This is a genomic window from Rheinheimera pacifica (genome assembly GCF_024809855.1).
Taxonomy (GTDB): domain Bacteria; phylum Pseudomonadota; class Gammaproteobacteria; order Enterobacterales; family Alteromonadaceae; genus Alishewanella; species Alishewanella pacifica_A.
Map to the genome: position 1 here is coordinate 134617 of NZ_JANUEM010000003.1, position 17869 is coordinate 152485.

Here is a 17869-nt window from a genome sequence, read left to right on the forward strand (position 1 = left end):
TTGTGTGCGCGGTGAAATTACTGGCGGCCCCCTTGCATAGCGCGGTTACAGGGCGTAAAGTCTAAGCATTTTTACAGAATGATGTTTATATTTTTAATCGGAATAAATAATGAAACGTTTGCCCAGTATTAAACAATTGCAGTATCTGCTGGCATTACATGAACACCAGCACTTTGGCCGTGCTGCAGAAGCTTGTTATATCGGCCAGTCAACACTCAGCGCGGCTATTGCCAATTTAGAAGAAACTATGGATGCACAGTTGCTGGAGCGCGATCATAAAACCTTTATTTTTACCCCGCTGGGCGAAGATGTGGTGCGCCAGGCCCGGTATATTATTGAACAATGCGGTGAGTTAACCGAATTTGCCAAATGCCAGGGTAAGCCAATGACAGGGCCGTTCCGCTTAGGTTGTATACCCACCATAGCGCCGTTTGTTCTCAGTGAAGTTATGGCATTGTGCCGCCAGCGTTATCCGGATTTACAGCTGTTGCTGCGCGAAGACACCTCTGAAAATTCGTTGCATGCTCTGGCTGAAGGCAGGCTGGATATGGTGCTGCTGGCACTGCCGTATGAAACCGGCGCATTTCACACAGAAGTATTATCGCAGGATGCCTTTAAACTGGTGCTGCACAAAGAATGGCTGAACCGTGGTTTTAACCAGGATATCAGCCAGTGGCCGGATGAAAGTATTTTTTTGCTGGAACGTGAGCATTGCCTGACTAACCATGCAGTAAAAGCCTGTGAGCTGGAAGACAGCCGCAAGGTAAACCCGTTTTTTGCGACCAGCCTGCACACCTTAACCCAGATGGTAAATAATAAACTGGGGGTAACTTTTATGCCACAAATGGCGATTAACAGCGGTTTGCTCGATGGTACCGAATTAGTTACACAAGCGCCCACAACCGGTAATGCTTACCGTGACATTGGTGTGGCCTGGCGGCCAACATCAACTAAAGCCGGCAGCTACCGGTTAATGGCTGATTTGATCAGCGAAGTGCTGCAACAAAAGTGCCGTTAAGGCGGCTGTTCTGCTAAAATGCCGGCTGATTTTTTCTGCCGTGCCCTCTGGTCGGTAAAGCCAAGGAACCTTCTATGCCAGTTACTTACGAGCCCGTTAACAGTATGCAAGTCAGTGATTTTTCATTCGAGTTGCCCGAGCAGCTTATCGCCCGTTTTCCCAAAGCCGAACGTTCGTCCAGCCGCTTACTTGCTATGGATAAACACAGTGGTGAGTTACAACACCATATTTTTAAAGACTTAGCTGGCTTTTTACAACCCGGTGACCTGCTGGTATTTAATAATACCAAAGTGATCCCGGCGCGTTTATTCGGCCAAAAAGCCTCAGGTGGTAAAGTCGAAGTGTTGGTTGAGCGTATGCTGGACGATAAGCGCTTTTTAGCCCATGTACGCGCCAGTAAAGCACCTAAGCCCGGCACTGAGCTGATACTGGAAAACAGTGCCAAAGTGATAATGAATCAGCGCCACGATGAGCTGTTTGAGCTGGAAGTAACAGGCAATGAGCCGGTACTTGAAATGCTGGAACGCTTAGGCCATATGCCGCTGCCACCTTATATCGACCGGCCCGATAATGCTGAAGATAAAGCACGTTATCAAACAGTGTATAACGAGAAACCGGGCGCTGTGGCCGCGCCCACCGCCGGGCTGCATTTTGACCAGCCGCTGCTGGATAAACTTAAAGCTAAAGGCGTTGAGTTTGCTTATGTAACCCTACATGTTGGTGCCGGTACGTTTCAGCCGGTGCGGGTGGCTAATGTGCTGGAGCATAAAATGCACGCCGAATATATTGAGGTGCCGCAACAAGTGGTAGACGCCGTGGCAGCCTGCAAAGCGCGCGGTAACCGGGTGGTTGCCGTGGGTACAACGTCGGTGCGCTCGCTGGAGTCAGCTGCAGTGCAGGGCGCTGGTAAGCTGGTAGCCTATAACGGTGATACACAGATTTTTATCTATCCGGGCTATCAATTTAAGGTGATTGACGCGCTGATCACTAATTTTCACTTGCCAGAATCTACGTTAATTATGCTGGTATCAGCGTTCAGCAACCGTGAAAATGTAATGAATGCTTATAAAACAGCTATTGCAGAGCAGTACCGGTTTTACTCCTACGGCGATGCGATGTTTATTAGTTAAGCCTGCAAAAGCTGGTTGAGTCCTGAGCACTGGATATGTTTAGCATGCCGCCAGAGTAGGGGCCGGGTGTTCTTATGCAGCAGCGGCAGGGATGCCGCGGAGGCTGAGACAGCACAGGGATGTGCTGTTGAAGGCGGCGAAATAAGAATTTCCCGGCACGTGCCTTTACACAACAACACCCTGCCGCTGCTGCATAGGAACACCTTGCTACCGGTCTGGCAGGTTCTCACTTAGTTTATCTGAATTTAGCTGCTATAATCGGCGGCGCAAAAAAGCCGGACTGTTTTTCCGGCGCATGAGGATAGTAATGAAATTTGAATTAGATACCACAGATGGCAAGGCCCGCCGTGGCCGGCTGATCTTTGACCGTGGCGTAGTAGAAACACCAGCCTTTATGCCGGTAGGTACTTACGGCACAGTAAAAGGCATGACACCGGAAGAGCTCGACGCTACCGGCGCACATATCTGCCTTGGCAATACCTTTCACTTAATGCTGCGCCCCGGCACTGAGATCATCAAAAAACACGGTGATCTGCACGACTTTATGCACTGGCATAAACCTATTCTGACCGACTCCGGTGGTTTTCAGGTCTTCAGCCTGGGGGAGTTGCGTAAAATTACCGAAGAAGGCGTTAAATTCCGCTCACCATTAAATGGCGAGCGCATTATGTTAACGCCGGAACGTTCAATGGAAGTTCAGCGCGATCTAGGCTCAGATATCGTGATGATTTTCGACGAATGTACACCGTATCCGGCCACCGAGCAGGAAGCGAAAAAGTCGATGGAAATGTCATTGCGCTGGGCCAAACGCAGCAAAGATGCGCACGGCGATAACCCCGCAGCACTATTTGGTATTATCCAGGGCGGCATGTATCCGAATTTGCGCGATGTATCGCTTAATGGCCTGGAAGATATTGGTTTTGATGGTTATGCTATCGGCGGTTTGTCGGTAGGTGAGCCCAAAGCCGATATGATCCGCATTTTAAACCACACTACCGATAAAATGCCGGCACACAAACCGCGCTATTTAATGGGCGTGGGCAAACCGGAAGACATCGTTGAAGCAGTGCGCCGTGGTATCGATATGTTTGACTGCGTTATGCCAACCCGCAATGCGCGTAATGGCCATTTGTTTGTCAGCACTGGTGTGGTAAAAATCCGCAACGCTAAATACAAAGATGATATTGGCCCGCTGGATACAGAATGCGACTGTTACACTTGTAAAAATTATTCCCGGGCCTATTTACACCATCTGGATCGCTGCAATGAAATTCAGGGCGCCCGGCTTAATACCATGCACAACCTGCATCATTACCAAAAGCTGATGCAAGGATTGCGCGCAGCTATAGCCGCTGGTAACTTGGAACAGTTTGTTGAACAGTTTTACACTAAGCGCGGTTTGCCGGTTCCGGCACTGCAAGCAATTGATACCAATACAGAACAACATTAATCACAATTAGGGGACACTTATGAGTTTATTTATCAGCAATGCATACGCCGACGTAGCCAGCCAGCCAGCTCAGGGCGGCGGTTGGGATCTGATCATCATGCTGGTGGCGTTTGGTCTGATTTTTTATTTCCTGATCTACCGTCCACAGGCTAAACGTGTAAAAGAACACCGTAACCTGATGGCAGCCTTAGGTAAAGGCGATGAGGTATTAACCCAGGGCGGCCTGATTGGCCGCATCAGCAAAATTGCTGAAGACAAAGATTTTGTGGTTATTGCGCTGAACGACACCACAGAAGTAACGGTACAAAAAGCAGCGATCAGTGCGGTATTGCCAAAAGGCACACTGAAATCACTGTAAGCCCGAAGAAAGGATAAACAGGTGTTAAATCAAAACCCACTTTGGCGCTATATCGTCGTTATCGGCATGCTGTTGCTGGCGCTGGTATATGCTTTGCCAAATTTATATCCGGAAGATCCGGCGCTGAATATCAGCGCCACCCGCGGTGGCACCGTGGCAGAAGAAACCCGCTTGCAACTTGAGCAAAGCTTCCGTGCTGCCAATATTGCCGCTAAATCTGTGGTGTTGGAAGAAGGCCAGGTACTGGCCCGTTTTCACAGTACTGAAGATCAGCTGCAGGCCCGCGAAATTGCAAGCCAGCAACTGGGTGCTAACTTTGTTACAGCACTTAATCTGGCACCGGCTACACCCGATTGGCTAAGTGCTATAGGCGCTACGCCCATGAATTTGGGCCTGGACCTGCGTGGTGGTGTGCACTTTCTGATGGCAGTAGACATGAAAGCCGCGCTGGATAAAAACCTCAATGATATGGTGCAAACCTTCCGCGCCGATTTACGTGAGGACAAAATCCGTTACCGTAATGTGCAGGCCGATGTTGCCCGTGGTCAGGTACAGGTAAGTTTTCGCAGTGAAGAGGATGTTGCCGCTGCAGAGGCCGCGCTGAAAAAGCGTGATCGCGAGCTGGTATTTACCCGCAGCAGTGACAATCTGAGCTTACTGGTTAGCATCAGTGAGATCCGTTTACGGGAAATCCGCGAATATGCTCTGGAGCAAAACATCACTATTATCCGTAACCGGGTAAACGAAATTGGTGTAGCCGAGCCGTTAGTACAGCGCCAGGGTGCTGATCGCATAGTGGTGCAGTTGCCAGGTGTACAAGACACCGCACAGGCGAAAGAAATTCTGGGCGCTACCGCATCACTGGAATTTCGTCTGGTGGATGAGCAAGGCGATTTATCTGCCGCGCTGGAAGGCCGGGTACCGCCTAATTCAGAGCTGTATTACACCCGTGACGGCCGCCCGTTGTTACTGGAAAAACGCATTATGCTTACCGGTGAACATATTACCGGAGCGAGTTCTGCGTTTGACGAATACAGCCGGCCGCAGGTCAGCATTAAGCTGGATGCCAAAGGCGGCAATATGTTATCTGCCGCTACGCGCGATGCTATTGGCCGGCGCATGGCGTCCGTGTTTATTGAGTACAAGCCTGGTACCGAAATTGGTGCTGACGGTAACCCGGTACTGATTAAACAGCAGGAAGTGATTAACGACGCCACTATCCAGGCCCGTTTAGGCCGTGATTTCCGTATTACCGGTATTTCTTCACCGGGCGAAGCGCAAAACCTGTCTACCTTGTTGCGTGCCGGTGCTTTAATTGCGCCAATTCAGATCATTGAAGAGCGCACTATAGGCCCGAGCTTAGGTAAAGAAAACATTGAACTGGGCGTAACGGCTATTCAGTGGGGTATGGTATGCGTACTAATCTTTATGGTGATCTACTATAAAGCTTTTGGCCTGGTAGCCAACTGTGCACTGGTAGCCAACCTGGTGCTGATTGTCGGTATTATGTCGATGATCCCGGGCGCTACGCTAACGTTGCCTGGTATGGCCGGTATAGTGCTTACAGTAGGTATGGCGGTCGATGCCAACGTGCTGATATTTGAGCGTATCCGTGAGGAGCTGCAGGAAGGCCGCTCAGTGCAGCAGGCTATTCACCACGGCTATGACCGCGCTTTTTCAACCATTGCCGACTCTAACATTACTACTTTGCTAGTGGCACTGATCCTGTTCGGTATAGGTACCGGGCCGGTGAAAGGCTTTGCGGTAACGCTCGCGATAGGTATTCTGACGTCGATTTTTACGGCGGTAGTAGGTACTCGCTTATTGGTGAATTTATTCTGGGGTGGCCGCCGCGTGCAGTCATTACCGATATAAGGAGTACGGCATGAGAATTTTTAATTTTAGCCAGCCGTTAAACTTTATGCGGTTAAAATGGGCTGCGGTAGGGTTATCTACACTGCTTGTGCTAGGCTCTTTTGCTTCTATTGCCATCAAAGGTATTAACTGGGGGCTGGATTTTACCGGTGGTACTGTTATTGAAGTAGGCTTTGCCACTCCGGCTGATTTAACCGCAGTAAGGCAAACTCTGACCGACGCTGGTTATGGTGATGCGGTGGTACAGTTATTCGGTACCAGCCGTGATGTGCTGATCCGTATTCCGTTGCGTACAGATGTTGAGCAGGCAGCAGTGGGTGACAGTGTAATCAGTGCACTTAACACACAGCAATCTGAACCGGTTACTATGCGCCGGGTTGAGTTTGTCGGGCCAAGTGTGGGGCAAGAGCTGAAAGAAGACGGCGGCCTGGCGATGCTGATAGCGCTGATTGGTATTTTGCTTTATGTCACTATGCGTTTTGAATGGCGTTTGTCGGTGGGTGCAGTGGCATCACTGGCGCATGACGTAATTTTAACCATGGGCCTGTTTTCGTTACTGCAACTGGAGTTTGATTTAACAGTGCTGGCTGCAATACTGGCGCTGATAGGTTACTCCATTAACGATACCATTGTAGTGTTTGACCGTATCCGCGAAAGTTTCCGTAAATTACGTGCTACCAGCGTAGACGAAACTATTAATGATGCCATTACCTCTACGCTAAACCGTACAGTAATTACCTCTGCTACCACCATGATGGTACTGGTAGTGTTGTTTTATATGGGCGGCGCGCTGATACATGGTTTTGCCACGGCCTTACTGTTTGGTATTGCTATCGGTACTTATTCTTCTATCTATGTGGCCAGTGCCATTGCAGAAATTCTCGGCATCAGCCGTGAAGATATGCTGCCACCACCACCGGTAGAAAAAGAAGGCGAGAATACCGACGCCATAATGTAGCCACTTTGCTGTAGCGGCTTTATTGTAATTAAGGCGTTAAACATGCTAAAAATGCCGGTCACTGACCGGCATTTTTATTTTTAGCGCCGCCAAATTAAGGATAAGCGTACAATGAGTAAACAACATGCGCCGGCTTTTCTGGCGCTGGTAGAGCAGGCCAAAGCCCAGATCAAAGAAATTACCATTACCGAGTTGCTTGAACATAACCAACCTTATGTGCTGCTGGATATCCGCGAAGACCACGAATGGGCTCAAGGCCATTTGCCGGAAGCAATGCATTTGGGTAAAGGTATTATTGAGCGCGATATTGAGAAAACGGTGCCAGACAAAAAGCAAAAACTGGTGTTGTACTGCGGTGGTGGTTTTCGCTCAGCGTTGTCTGCACAAACACTACAGCAAATGGGTTACCAGAATGTATTTAGTTTGGCCGGTGGTTTTCGTGACTGGTGCGAGCGTAAGTTACCGCTTGAAGTACCAACAGCCAGTAAGGGTTAACAGATGAAAAAACTATTAACGTTATTATCAGCAGTTCTGCTGCTAAGTCTTCCGGCAGTGCAAGCTGAAACGTCGGTATGGCAGGTAACAAAGGGTGAGCAGCGTTTGTATATTGCCGGTACGGTACACTTGCTACCGCCAGAGCAATTTCCGTTGCCGCAGGAGTTTAGCCAGGCTTACAGCCAGGCTGATACACTGGTATTTGAAACCGACGTACGCGAACTTGAAACCGCAAAAGGTATGCAATTGCTGATGCAGCATGCTATGTACAGCGATGGCCGCAGTTTGTCGCAGGTGTTATCTGCTGACACCTATCAGCAGTTACGGCAGTATGCAAAAACCCAGGGCGTTGATTTAGCGCCGCTGAACCAATTTAAACCCGACTTTGTGTTACTGACATTAATGCAGGTTGCCCTGCAAAAGGCCGGTATGGCAGGTGAGGGCGTGGATATGCATTTTCTTAAGCAGGCGGTAGCCGACAATAAACCGATGCTGTTTCTGGAAACGGTGGAGCAGCAACTGGCAATGTTGCTGAATATCTCGGCCGAAAATGAAGATGCGTTTGTTACGCAAAACCTGCAGCAGTTGTCTGAGCTGGAGGTTGAACTAACGAAAATTATCGCGGCCTGGCGCAGTGGCGACACCGACACTATGGCAGAGCTGGCAATGGCGTTTACCGATACGCCGGAAGGTAAGTTGTTTTATGATGCATTGTTAGTGCAGCGCAATAAAAACTGGCTGCCGCAGTTGGAGCAAATGCTGGCCACGCCGGAGGTAGAGCTGGTATTAGTGGGAGCCTTGCATCTGGCAGGTGAGGCCAATGTGCTGCAGTTACTGCGTGAGAAGGGCTACAGCATTACGCAGCTGTAGCTTGTAGCTTCTGTGGCTTAAGTCTGGAACCCCGATGCGCAGCCACAGAGTGTCTGAGCAAGCCAGGGATGGCTTGCGAGTTGCTGTGGCGAGCACAGCGGGCGTTGCAGACTATGCAGCGTTGTCTAGCGTGACAGCGTTTCTGTCAGGTGTGGGCGAATACCTTTTAACATAGCTGCCAAGACTTTCGGGCTGGCGGCTACTACGTTGCCACTGCGTAGCTGGTTATTGCCACCGACGAAATCACATACCAAACCACCGGCTTCGCGTACAATTAACTCACCTGCGGCGATATCCCACGGCTTTAAGCCAATTTCAAAAAAACCATCAAAACGGCCAGCGGCAACGTAGGCTAAATCCAGCGCGGCGGAGCCGGTGCGGCGGATATCGGCAGCGTCTGCCAGCAACGACGTCAGCATAGCGCTGTGAGCCGGTAAGTGGGTTTTGTTTTTAAACGGAAAGCCTGTTGCTAAAATAGTGCCCTGCATATCGGCCAGGTTAGCCACACGAATACGGGTGCCGTTTAACTGAGCACCACGGCCACGCGATGCAGTGAATAACTCACCGCGCAGTGGATCAAAGATCACTGCCTGGTCTAATTTACCCTGATGTTTTAATGCGATAGACACCGCAAAGTGCGGAATGCCTTTAACAAAGTTGGTGGTGCCGTCCAGCGGGTCGATAATCCATTGAAACTCGCTGTCGTTATTGCCGTAATCACCATGCTCTTCACCGACAATACCGTGAGTCGGGAACGATTTTTGTAACACCTGAACAATAGCTTGTTCGGCTTCTCTGTCGACATTGGTAACAAAGTCATTAGTGCCTTTTTGTACTTTCTGAACCATATCAAGCTGGCCACAGGCACGGGCGATCACGTTACCCGCGCTACGGGCAGCGCGAACCGCGATGTTTAACATCGGATGCATAGCAATTACCTTATTTTGAAAAGAGCTGTGTAAATTTCGGTCAAAAGAGCGGCGCACATTGTAACGGCTAGCAGAAAAAAGTAAAGGTAAAACCGCGGCTGCGGTTAACTTGTTACTTTGTGCTATGCCTGGTGTTACTGCGTACCCTTGCCTGAGCTTTCTGTCGGGGTAAGGGTTCTTACCAGCGAGCGCACATCCATACCGCTGGGGTGTTGATATACCCGTAAACCAAATTCCGGCAGAATTGACAACAGATGATCAAAGATATCTGACTGAATACCTTCGTAGTCGAGCCATGCGGTGGTATTGGTAAAACAATATAATTCCAGCGGCAGGCCATCGGACCCCGGCGCCAGTTGCCGCACCATGGTTGTCATGTGCTGATGAATGCCGGCGTGGTTTTTCAGATAATGTAAAACGTAGGCCCTAAATGAGCCCAGGTTGGTAATGCGGCGGGTGTTAACTGGCTCTTTGCCCTGTTCTGCCAGTTGCTGGTTCCAGTCGTCAATTTCCTGCTGCTTGGCGGGTAAGTAATCCTGCAATAAACGAAACCGTCCCAGCCGGCTGATTTGCTCCTGATCCAGAAAATGTACGCTTTGCTGATCCAGCATTATGCTGCGTTTAATACGCCTACCGCCAGATTCCTGCATACCGCGCCAGTTTTTAAATGGATCTGTCATAAAGCGGCGGGTGGGAATAGTGGTAATGGTTTTGTCCCAGTTCTGAATTTTCACCGTGTGCAGGGCAATATCAATAACATCACCATCGGCATTTAACTGTGGCATTTCTACCCAATCTCCTACACGCAGCACGTCATTAGACGATATCTGCACACTGGCAACTAATGACAAAATAGTGTCCTGAAATATTAACATCAGCACCGCAGCCATGGCTCCCAGACCAGATAGCAGGATCAGTGGCGAACGGTCAAACAGGGCGGCAATAATCAGGATTAATGTGATGGCATAAATTGCAATGGTAATAACCTGTATATAGCCTTTTATGGGCTTGGTTTTGGCATCAGGCCGTTGCTCGTAAACGCTATTAACTAAATTGAGTATATTGGCTATAGCCAAAGCAATAGTAAGAATAACAAAGGCGTTACACACATTGACTACCACCGTTACCAGGCTGGCGGAGAGGCCGGGTACCAGTTTTATGCCGGTAGAGATGATAAGTGCCGGTACTATATTGGCAAGCCTGGAAATAAAGCTGAAGTCTTTGATCAGATGATGCGAGCTTAAGCTGGTGCTTTTAAGTACCCGGACAATGCCGGCAACCAAAATCCGTTTTACAATAAAATTACCCAACCAGGATAATAACAGGATAGCGCTGAGTGACGCTGCAAGTTGCCATTGCGGATATTGTTCAAACCATAATGAGATGTTATTCAGGGTTTCTGTCACGTGGTTCCTCCATCAGGCCGGAACTTTTTGCTCCGGCAGTTGCTGAGAGCCCGGTTACAGGCTGTGGATCAGTTGCCATATCTGCAATACGTCTGCCGTTGCGCAAATCACGGTATACCGCGGTTCGCATCAGCAACATAGCAGTCACCGGAGCCGTAAGCATGATAAAAGCAGTAATAAGCAGTTCGTGAATAACCGGCCGTTCTTGTAAAGCGGTAAAGTACAACATAGAGGCCAGCAAAAAACAGCCTGCACCAAAGGTAATGGTAATAGCCGGGCCATGAATGCGCTGATAAAAGTGCGGTAAACGCAGCAGCCCCAAGGTACCGACAAGTGTTATAAGGCTGCCACAGATAAGCAGCAAAGCAACAATTATGGCTAGCCAGGCCGGAATATCGGCAGGAATTTGCATCATTCGATAATTTCTCCGCGCATCAGAAATTTAGCCAGTGCAACAGACGACACAAAGCCTGTGAGAGCAATCAGCATTGCCCATTCAAAATACACCAGGCTGGCAAAACTAATGCCCAGCAGCAGAGCAAACAGCATTGCACACATCCAGATGGTATCCAGTGCCAGTACTCTGTCCTGTGCAGTGGGGCCTTTTAACAGCCGTAACATACAAAGCAACATGGCCAGCACAACACAGAACTGGGAAAAATACAGCGATATTTCCAGTAACAGCTTCATGGTACCTCCTGTTCAAAAATAGTCATTAGCGGGCTTTCATACCGATGCTTAATGGTATCTATCCACCAGTTCTCGTCATGCAGGTCAAATACATGCAAAGACAGCTCATGGGTATCCTGCAGTATTTCTACCCAAACTGTGCCGGGAGTACAGTTGATCAGGCAGGACAATACCGCCAGGCCGGTTGGATCCTGCAGGCTCAATGGGATTTTAATAAACTGAGAATTGAGGTTATCGGCTTTGCTGAACAAAATAATCCGGCTTACGTTAAAGCAGGAGCGGATAATCTCCAGAAAAGACCAGCAGAATAACCGCAATACGGCCCCCGGCCTGCGTATCCGGGCTTTAAATGGCCTCAGCGGTGCGGTTAACAATGGTGCAGCTATGGCAAGTGCGGCACCCAGTAACAGGTGGGCCGGTTCCAGTGTCTGGTTCAGCATTAACCATAGTAGCAGCAACGCCAGCGATAACAGCGGGGATGGCAGCCAGCGTGTCATAATACCTCCTCTGTGCTGATAACCTGGTGTTGCAATACCCGCTCGATGTAGGCGGGTGTTTGTTGTAAGTCGGTACTTACACGGTCCAGCAGGCTAAACAGTGGGCCGGCGGTAAATACCATGCTGACACCCAGCAGCAGTATTGCCAGTATTGGCAGAGCTTCTGTCGGATGCAACCGCAGAGGTACACTGTTGTATAGTGTCCAGAAGGTGCGTACGCCAAAGCGCATCAGTGCAATGATGGCACTGAGGCCCGCCACCAGCAGCAACGTTAGTATAAGCCAGCGTGCCCACAGGGGAGCATGTGCAGCGCTGCTGTCTAATAAGCCATGCAAAATACTGAATTTGGCAACAAAGCCGGATAACGGCGGTAAACCAGCCATAATCAGAGCACAAGCGGCAAACGTTAAACCAAGGAACGCCATAGCTGCAGGCACCACAACCCCGGCAGTTTCCTGGGGATCTTCTTCTACGGCAAAAGCTTCCATACTTAGCGCCAGCACACTGGCCGCCGGGGTGTAAATACGGTCTGTCAGTTCAGTCAGCATAATAAAAGCGGCTACCGCCAGCGTGGAACTGATTAAATAAAACAGCGCAGAGCTAAGCAGTGCCGCGTCACCATAGCCAATAAGGGCCAACAAAGTGCCTGACGAAATGATGGCACTGAAGCTGGCGATACGGCGTGGTTCCTGGCTGGCCAGCAAGCCGACTGCACCAAATGCCAGAGTTAACAAACCGCCACAGAGTAAAACGCTGCCGCCGAAACCGGCAGAAGCGCCGCTGTGATCTGAAAACAGCAGCCACCATAGCCGTAAAATAACGTACACCCCTATTTTGGTTAGCAACACCAGCATAGCGGCAACCGGAGCACAGGCAGCAGAATAGGTAACAGGTAACCAGAAGCTCAGCGGCCACATGGCACTTTTAGTTAAAAACGCCACTGCCAGAATAGCTGCGCCGGTTTGCAGAATAAAACGGTCTGTGTTGTCCAGTGTGGCTATTTTTAATGCCAAATCGGCAAAGTTAAGCGTGCCGGTAGCTGCATATACCAGCGCAATACCGATCAGGAAAAACAACGAAGCTACCAGGTTCACCACAATATATTGCATGCCTGCACGAATACGGCTGATGTTATAACCGTGCAGCAGCAAGCCGTAAGATGCGGCCAGCATCACTTCAAAAAATACAAACAGGTTAAATAAGTCAGCCGTTAAAATTGCGCCGTTAATGCCCATTAACAGTAACTGGAACAAGGTATGAAAGTGCACACCGGTTTTAGACCAGCGGCTGTAGGAAAACACCAGCGTCGCTGCACCAAGGGTGGCGGTGAGTATAAGCATTACCGCAGCAAGCCGGTCAGCCACCAATGCTATGCCAAAAGGAGCTGACCAGTTAGCAGCCAGATACACCGCCATATCGGCAGGCCATAAGCCGCTCTGTGCTTGCATCAGCAATTGAATTGCAGTGAACAGCATAACGGCGGTGCTGGACAGGTTAATTAAAAACTTCAGCCGGTGATGGCGTTCATTAATAAATACCATCGTTGCACCGGCCAGCAGCGGCAGTAGTATAGGTAACATCATTAAATGCGGGTTCAGATACATCATTCTTCTGAATCTCTTTCTTTGCCGTCAACGTGGTCGGTGCCGGTAAGCCCGCGCGAGCCCAGCAACACCACCAGATAAAGTGCAGTAGTAGCAAAACCAATAACAATGGCAGTAAGCACCAGAGCCTGTGGTAACGGATCGGCATATAGTGCAGGGTCTACTGCTTCGCCTTGTATAATGAGCGGTGGTTTATTTACTGATAAACGGCCGGTAATAAAAATGAACAGGTTAACCGCGTAAGACAGTAGCAATAAGCCGGTAATAACCTGGAAACTACGCGGGCGCAGAATAAGCCAGATACCAGAGCTAAACAGTACACCGATGGATAAAGCAATAGTTAATTCCATTAACGGATCTCCCTGCTGGCTGCTGTGCTGTTGTCCTGTTGGGCACCCGGTACCCGGTGGCTGCGCACAGATTGGTGCGCCAGTGCTATCAGGATCAGCATGGTGGTGCCGACAACCACGGCAAAAACACCCAGATCAAAAATAAAAGCACTGGGCAAATGTATTTCGCCCAGCAGTGGCACTGTTACATGCGCGGTATGGGTGGTAAGAAACGGATAACCAAGCAGCAGTGAGCCCAAACCTGTAAAGCAGGCCAGGCCGATCCCTACAGCTATCCAGCGGTGTGGGTTAAGTTTAAGGCGCGATTCAATCCACACCGTACCGGCCAGCATATACTGAATAATCATACCCACTGCGAAAACCAAACCGGCAATAAAGCCACCGCCGGGTAAATTATGGCCGCGCATAAAGAAGTAAGCTGCACTGATACCAATTACCGGTAGTAACAGCCTCAGGTAAATACCGGGAATTAACAAATAACCGCTGTTGGCTTGCTCTGCCGGTGTTTGCCGGCTGGCCGGGTCAACCTGGTTGGCCTGCTGTGCCGGTATGCCGATGCTCTCCTGCGCTGGGCGGAAACGCCGCAGTAATGCATATACCGTTAGTGCGACGATGCTAAGTACGGTGATTTCACCCAGCGTGTCGAAGTTACGGAAATCAACCAGCAATACATTTACCACGTTGGTGCCACCGCCACCGGGTACAGCATTGTCGAGAAAGAAGTTGCTGATAGTAAAATTGGCCGGGTGCAGCAGCACAAAGTAGCTGATCACAAACATCACACTACCGGCAATAATGGCTATAACCAGATCGCGGCTGCGGCGTAATTTGTCGCGGTTGCTGGCAACCAGATTCATTTTGCGCGCTGAAATCCGCGATGGCAGCCAGCGCAGACCCAGCAACAACAACACTGTGGTCACCGTTTCTACCATTAATTGTGTCAGGGCTAAATCAGGTGCTGATAACCATAAAAAGGTCAGGCTGGTGACAATACCGGTGCCGCCTACCAGCATTAATGCTGCTAGCCGGTGATATTTTGCCTGCCAGGCTGCGCATACTGCGCAAGTACAGCCAACCAGCCACAGCATTGCAAACGGCAAATTCACATTATCAACTGACCAGGCATGTTTAAAGTCGGGCATTGCCTGCAACATAAGTGCCGATGCAAATAATCCGGCCAGTACCAGTAAAAACAGCTGCGGTTGTAACCGCCGGGTGCTAAACAACCGCTCCAGCCTGGCAGCTGATGACGCCAGTATCAGCATACTGCTTTCATAAGCCTGTTTACCGTTAAACCGGTACAGTACTGGAATATGAATACTTTGCAGCAAGTTAAAGCGGTACTTCAGCACTTTAAATAGCAGTATGCCCAGAGCAAATGCCAGCACACTCATAATCAGTGGCGTATTAATGCCATGCCATATTGCCAGGTTGTAGTCCGGTAGACGTTCACCCAACACTGAGGCTGCAGCTGTTTGCAGCGGTACGCCAATGCTAAGCTGCGGCGCCACGCCAACGATCAGACAACACAACACCAGCAGCTCAACCGGAAAACGCATCCAGCGTGGTGGCTCGTGTGGCTGTTTTGGTAACTCAGTTGCTCTGGCACCGAAAAATACGCTGATAAACCGCATAGAATACGCGACACCAAAAACACCCATTAGTACTGCAGCCGCAGACATCCACCAGTTGGTGCTGGCACCCACCAGCAACGCTTCGGCAAAAAACATTTCTTTCGATAAAAAGCCGTTTAGTAAGGGGACGCCTGCCATTGCTGCACTGGCAACGATAGCCAGGGTTGCCGTGTAGGGCATCAAGCGCGATAACCCCGATAATTTACGCATGTCCCGTGTACCGGATTCGTGGTCGATAATCCCTACCGCCATAAACAGCGATGCTTTAAAAATGGCATGGTTAAGCGTGTGAAAAATAGCAGCTACCATTGCCAGTGGTGTGCCTATACCCAGCAAGCAGGTAATCAGGCCCAGATGGCTGATAGTAGAGTAAGCCAGCAGGCCTTTTAAATCGTGCTGGAAAATAGCCAGATAGGCGCCAATCAGCATAGTACAGACACCGGCAGTGCCGATGATCCAGGTCCATTCCGGTGTACCGGCCAGTACCGGCCATAAGCGCATCAGCAGGAAAATACCGGCTTTTACCATTGTTGCCGAGTGCAGATAAGCTGATACCGGTGTTGGCGCCGCCATGGCATGCGGCAACCAGAAATGAAACGGGAACTGTGCACTTTTGGTAAGTGCACCCAGTGCAATCAGCAGCAGCGCCGGTGCATAAGCCTGATGAGCGCGAATAACATCGGCAGATGCCAGCACGGCATCCAAGTCATAGCTGCCGGCTATATAGCCCAGCAATAATACACCGGCCAGTAAACACAGGCCGCCTATTGAGGTAACGGTAAAAGCCATCCTTGCGCCGCGGCGGGCGTCGGCCCGGTGGTGCCAGTAACCAATCAGTAAAAAAGATGTCAGGCTGGTGAGCTCCCAAAACATCACCAGTTGGATCAAATTGCCGGAAATCACCACACCTTGCATCGCGCCCATAAAGGCCAGTAAAAAGGCGAAAAAGCGCGGCACAGGATCTTTGGGCGACATATAGTAGCGGGCATACAGCACCACCAAAAGACAAATACCCTGAATAAGCACCGAGAATAGCCAGGCAAGGCCATCCATGCGCAATACCAGGTTAAGATTGAACATGGGCAACCAGGCCAGTTCATGTTTTATAACGATACCGCTACTGACTTCAGGGTACAGGCTTAATGTTAATAGCAGACCGCACAATGCAATAAATGCGGCAAACCAGGCTTCACGATTTCGCGCATAGGCCGGCATACATGCCGCAATAACACAACCCAAAAAAGGTAACAGAAGCAGCAGAAGTAACGTCATAATTCTCCGAATTAAATAATACACCGGGTTAAGTGGTGTATGAGGCTGAGTAATGTGTCCGGTACAACAGCCATAGGTTCGGAAGAAAGCAGGCGAAGGTGTTGTTATTTAACCGGGTGTTGTCAGAATAAATTGCATAAAGTTATTGTTTTTATTAGCCATGCCGCAGCGATTATATTAACTGCTATCTGGTGGGTCAACCCGTTGAATGGTAGCATGGTTTGTATTTTTTGGTCGGCTTTATAAAGGAGTTACTCTGAATGGCACAAATATTCAGTAATGTGGCAGTTAGCCGAACCCTGTTAATTCTGATCCTCTGCGCTGGTGTGTTTTTCTTTATTGGCTTTCTGGTTCCGGTACTGGCTGCGCTAATTATTTGCTTTGCCAGCTGGCCTTTATATAGCCGCTTGCTGCATTGGTGTGGTAACCGGCCGGCCCTGGCGGCCACTATTGCCATTTGCGCTATTATCCTTGGCCTGGTGATCCCGCTAGTTATGGTATTTTCTTATGCCATGCAGGAAATCCGTGCCTGGATTGGCTGGTTATTGCACGCTAACCAGTTTGGTGCACCGGTGCCGTTGTGGATTGCCGAGCTACCACTGGCAGGCAACTGGCTGGCCGAACAGTGGCAGTTATATTTATCTCAACCCGGTGAGCTGGGCCATATTATCAGCGTGGTAAGCGGCCAGCATCTTAGTGGTATTTCGCGTTGGGTGCTGATGTTTGGCTGGAATACCGTCGGTTTTCTGCTTACTTTGCTGTTTATGCTGATCACTTTATTCTTTTTATACAAAGACGGCGACAGCTTATCATCGCAACTGGATTTGGTTGGCGAGCGCATTTTACCCAGCCGCTGGCAGCGTTTTTCCCGGGTGGTGCCAGCTACCATCAGTTCTACCGTTATTGGCATGACAGTGATAGCGATTGGCGAAGGGGTGATACTTGGCGTGGCATACTGGATAGCAGGAATACCATCGCCGGTGGCTTTTGGGGTACTGACCGCGTTTATGGCGCTGATCCCAGGCGGTGCTCCGCTGGCCTTTACGCTATTGTCGTTGTATCTGGTTGGCACCGGTGAAGTTACGGCCGGTGTGGGTTTATTTTTATGGGGCAGCATAGAGCTGTTTATTGTCGATAAAACCATCCGGCCCACTTTAGTGGGCGGGCCAATTAAGCTGCCGTTTTTACCGACGTTTTTTGGCCTGATTGGCGGGGTAAAAACGATGGGGCTGGTGGGGTTGTTTGTTGGCCCGGTGTTGATGGCGTTGTTGGTAGCCATATGGCGCGAATGGTTAATTGATAAATACCCAGACTAACTATGCAAACCCGGCAG

The 17869-nt window shown here is 49.8% G+C and carries 17 protein-coding genes; 9 read left to right on the forward strand and 8 right to left on the reverse strand.

The genetic code is table 11. From position 1 onward, the window contains the following. Positions 1-109: 109 nt before the first annotated feature. The 8 genes from M2404_RS05925 (at position 110) to M2404_RS05960 (ending at position 8154) form a co-directional block, all read left to right on the forward strand. A complete protein-coding gene (locus tag M2404_RS05925) occupies positions 110-1018 on the forward strand; it encodes a hydrogen peroxide-inducible genes activator (protein WP_259238807.1) in 909 nt (302 codons plus the stop codon). A 104-nt stretch (positions 1019-1122) separates the two neighbouring features. Further along, positions 1123-2148, forward strand: a complete 1026-nt coding sequence (gene queA / locus M2404_RS05930) for a tRNA preQ1(34) S-adenosylmethionine ribosyltransferase-isomerase QueA (RefSeq protein WP_259239047.1) — start codon at positions 1123-1125, stop codon at positions 2146-2148. Between the two features lie 307 nt (positions 2149-2455). Beyond that, positions 2456-3598, forward strand: coding sequence for a tRNA guanosine(34) transglycosylase Tgt (gene tgt / locus M2404_RS05935; RefSeq protein WP_259238808.1), 1143 nt, complete (start codon positions 2456-2458; stop codon positions 3596-3598). A 19-nt stretch (positions 3599-3617) separates the two neighbouring features. After that, positions 3618-3956: a preprotein translocase subunit YajC gene (gene yajC, locus M2404_RS05940; RefSeq protein WP_068228223.1), complete on the forward strand. Its 339-nt coding sequence runs from the start codon at positions 3618-3620 to the stop codon at positions 3954-3956. Positions 3957-3977: 21 nt separating this feature from the next. Continuing rightward, complete coding sequence (gene secD, locus M2404_RS05945) at positions 3978-5831, forward strand: protein translocase subunit SecD (protein WP_259238810.1); 1854 nt, start codon at positions 3978-3980, stop codon at positions 5829-5831. Positions 5832-5841: 10 nt separating this feature from the next. Then, on the forward strand, positions 5842-6789 hold the full coding sequence (gene secF / locus M2404_RS05950; protein ID WP_259238811.1) for a protein translocase subunit SecF: 948 nt from the start codon (positions 5842-5844) through the stop codon (positions 6787-6789). A 111-nt stretch (positions 6790-6900) separates the two neighbouring features. Then, on the forward strand, positions 6901-7284 hold the full coding sequence (locus M2404_RS05955; RefSeq protein ID WP_259238813.1) for a rhodanese-like domain-containing protein: 384 nt from the start codon (positions 6901-6903) through the stop codon (positions 7282-7284). A 3-nt stretch (positions 7285-7287) separates the two neighbouring features. After that, a complete protein-coding gene (locus M2404_RS05960) occupies positions 7288-8154 on the forward strand; it encodes a TraB/GumN family protein (RefSeq protein WP_259238814.1) in 867 nt (288 codons plus the stop codon). 125 nt (positions 8155-8279) lie between these two features. Here M2404_RS05960 and suhB read toward each other — a convergent pair whose 3' ends face one another. The 8 genes from suhB to M2404_RS06000 form a co-directional block, all read right to left on the reverse strand. After that, the gene (gene suhB / locus M2404_RS05965; RefSeq protein WP_259238815.1) at positions 8280-9083 is read right to left on the reverse strand and encodes an inositol-1-monophosphatase; all 804 of its coding nucleotides are present in this window, start codon (positions 9081-9083) and stop codon (positions 8280-8282) included. Between the two features lie 134 nt (positions 9084-9217). Next, complete coding sequence (locus tag M2404_RS05970) at positions 9218-10489, reverse strand: mechanosensitive ion channel family protein (protein WP_259238816.1); 1272 nt, start codon at positions 10487-10489, stop codon at positions 9218-9220. Beyond that, entirely contained in the window at positions 10470-10904 is a 435-nt protein-coding gene (gene mnhG / locus M2404_RS05975) for a monovalent cation/H(+) antiporter subunit G (protein WP_259238817.1), read from the reverse strand. Before mnhG ends, M2404_RS05970 begins: the two co-directional genes overlap by 20 nt. Continuing rightward, positions 10901-11179: a K+/H+ antiporter subunit F gene (locus tag M2404_RS05980; RefSeq protein WP_259238819.1), complete on the reverse strand. Its 279-nt coding sequence runs from the start codon at positions 11177-11179 to the stop codon at positions 10901-10903. Before M2404_RS05980 ends, mnhG begins: the two co-directional genes overlap by 4 nt. Beyond that, positions 11176-11676 carry a Na+/H+ antiporter subunit E gene (locus M2404_RS05985; protein ID WP_259238820.1) on the reverse strand — a complete coding sequence of 167 codons (501 nt, stop codon included), beginning with the start codon at positions 11674-11676 and terminating at the stop codon, positions 11176-11178. The genes M2404_RS05980 and M2404_RS05985 overlap by 4 nt, the downstream gene beginning before the upstream one ends. Next, complete coding sequence (locus M2404_RS05990; RefSeq protein WP_259238821.1) at positions 11673-13283, reverse strand: monovalent cation/H+ antiporter subunit D; 1611 nt, start codon at positions 13281-13283, stop codon at positions 11673-11675. The genes M2404_RS05985 and M2404_RS05990 overlap by 4 nt, the downstream gene beginning before the upstream one ends. After that, positions 13280-13630 (reverse strand): Na+/H+ antiporter subunit C, encoded by a 351-nt coding sequence (locus tag M2404_RS05995; protein ID WP_259238822.1) that lies wholly within the window; start codon positions 13628-13630, stop codon positions 13280-13282. Before M2404_RS05995 ends, M2404_RS05990 begins: the two co-directional genes overlap by 4 nt. Beyond that, the gene (locus tag M2404_RS06000) at positions 13630-16536 is read right to left on the reverse strand and encodes a monovalent cation/H+ antiporter subunit A (RefSeq protein ID WP_259238823.1); all 2907 of its coding nucleotides are present in this window, start codon (positions 16534-16536) and stop codon (positions 13630-13632) included. Before M2404_RS06000 ends, M2404_RS05995 begins: the two co-directional genes overlap by 1 nt. A 260-nt stretch (positions 16537-16796) precedes the next feature. On the opposite strand from M2404_RS06000, the gene M2404_RS06005 reads away from it, so the two are divergent. Then, complete coding sequence (locus tag M2404_RS06005) at positions 16797-17852, forward strand: AI-2E family transporter (RefSeq protein ID WP_259238824.1); 1056 nt, start codon at positions 16797-16799, stop codon at positions 17850-17852. Positions 17853-17869: the final 17 nt, after the last annotated feature.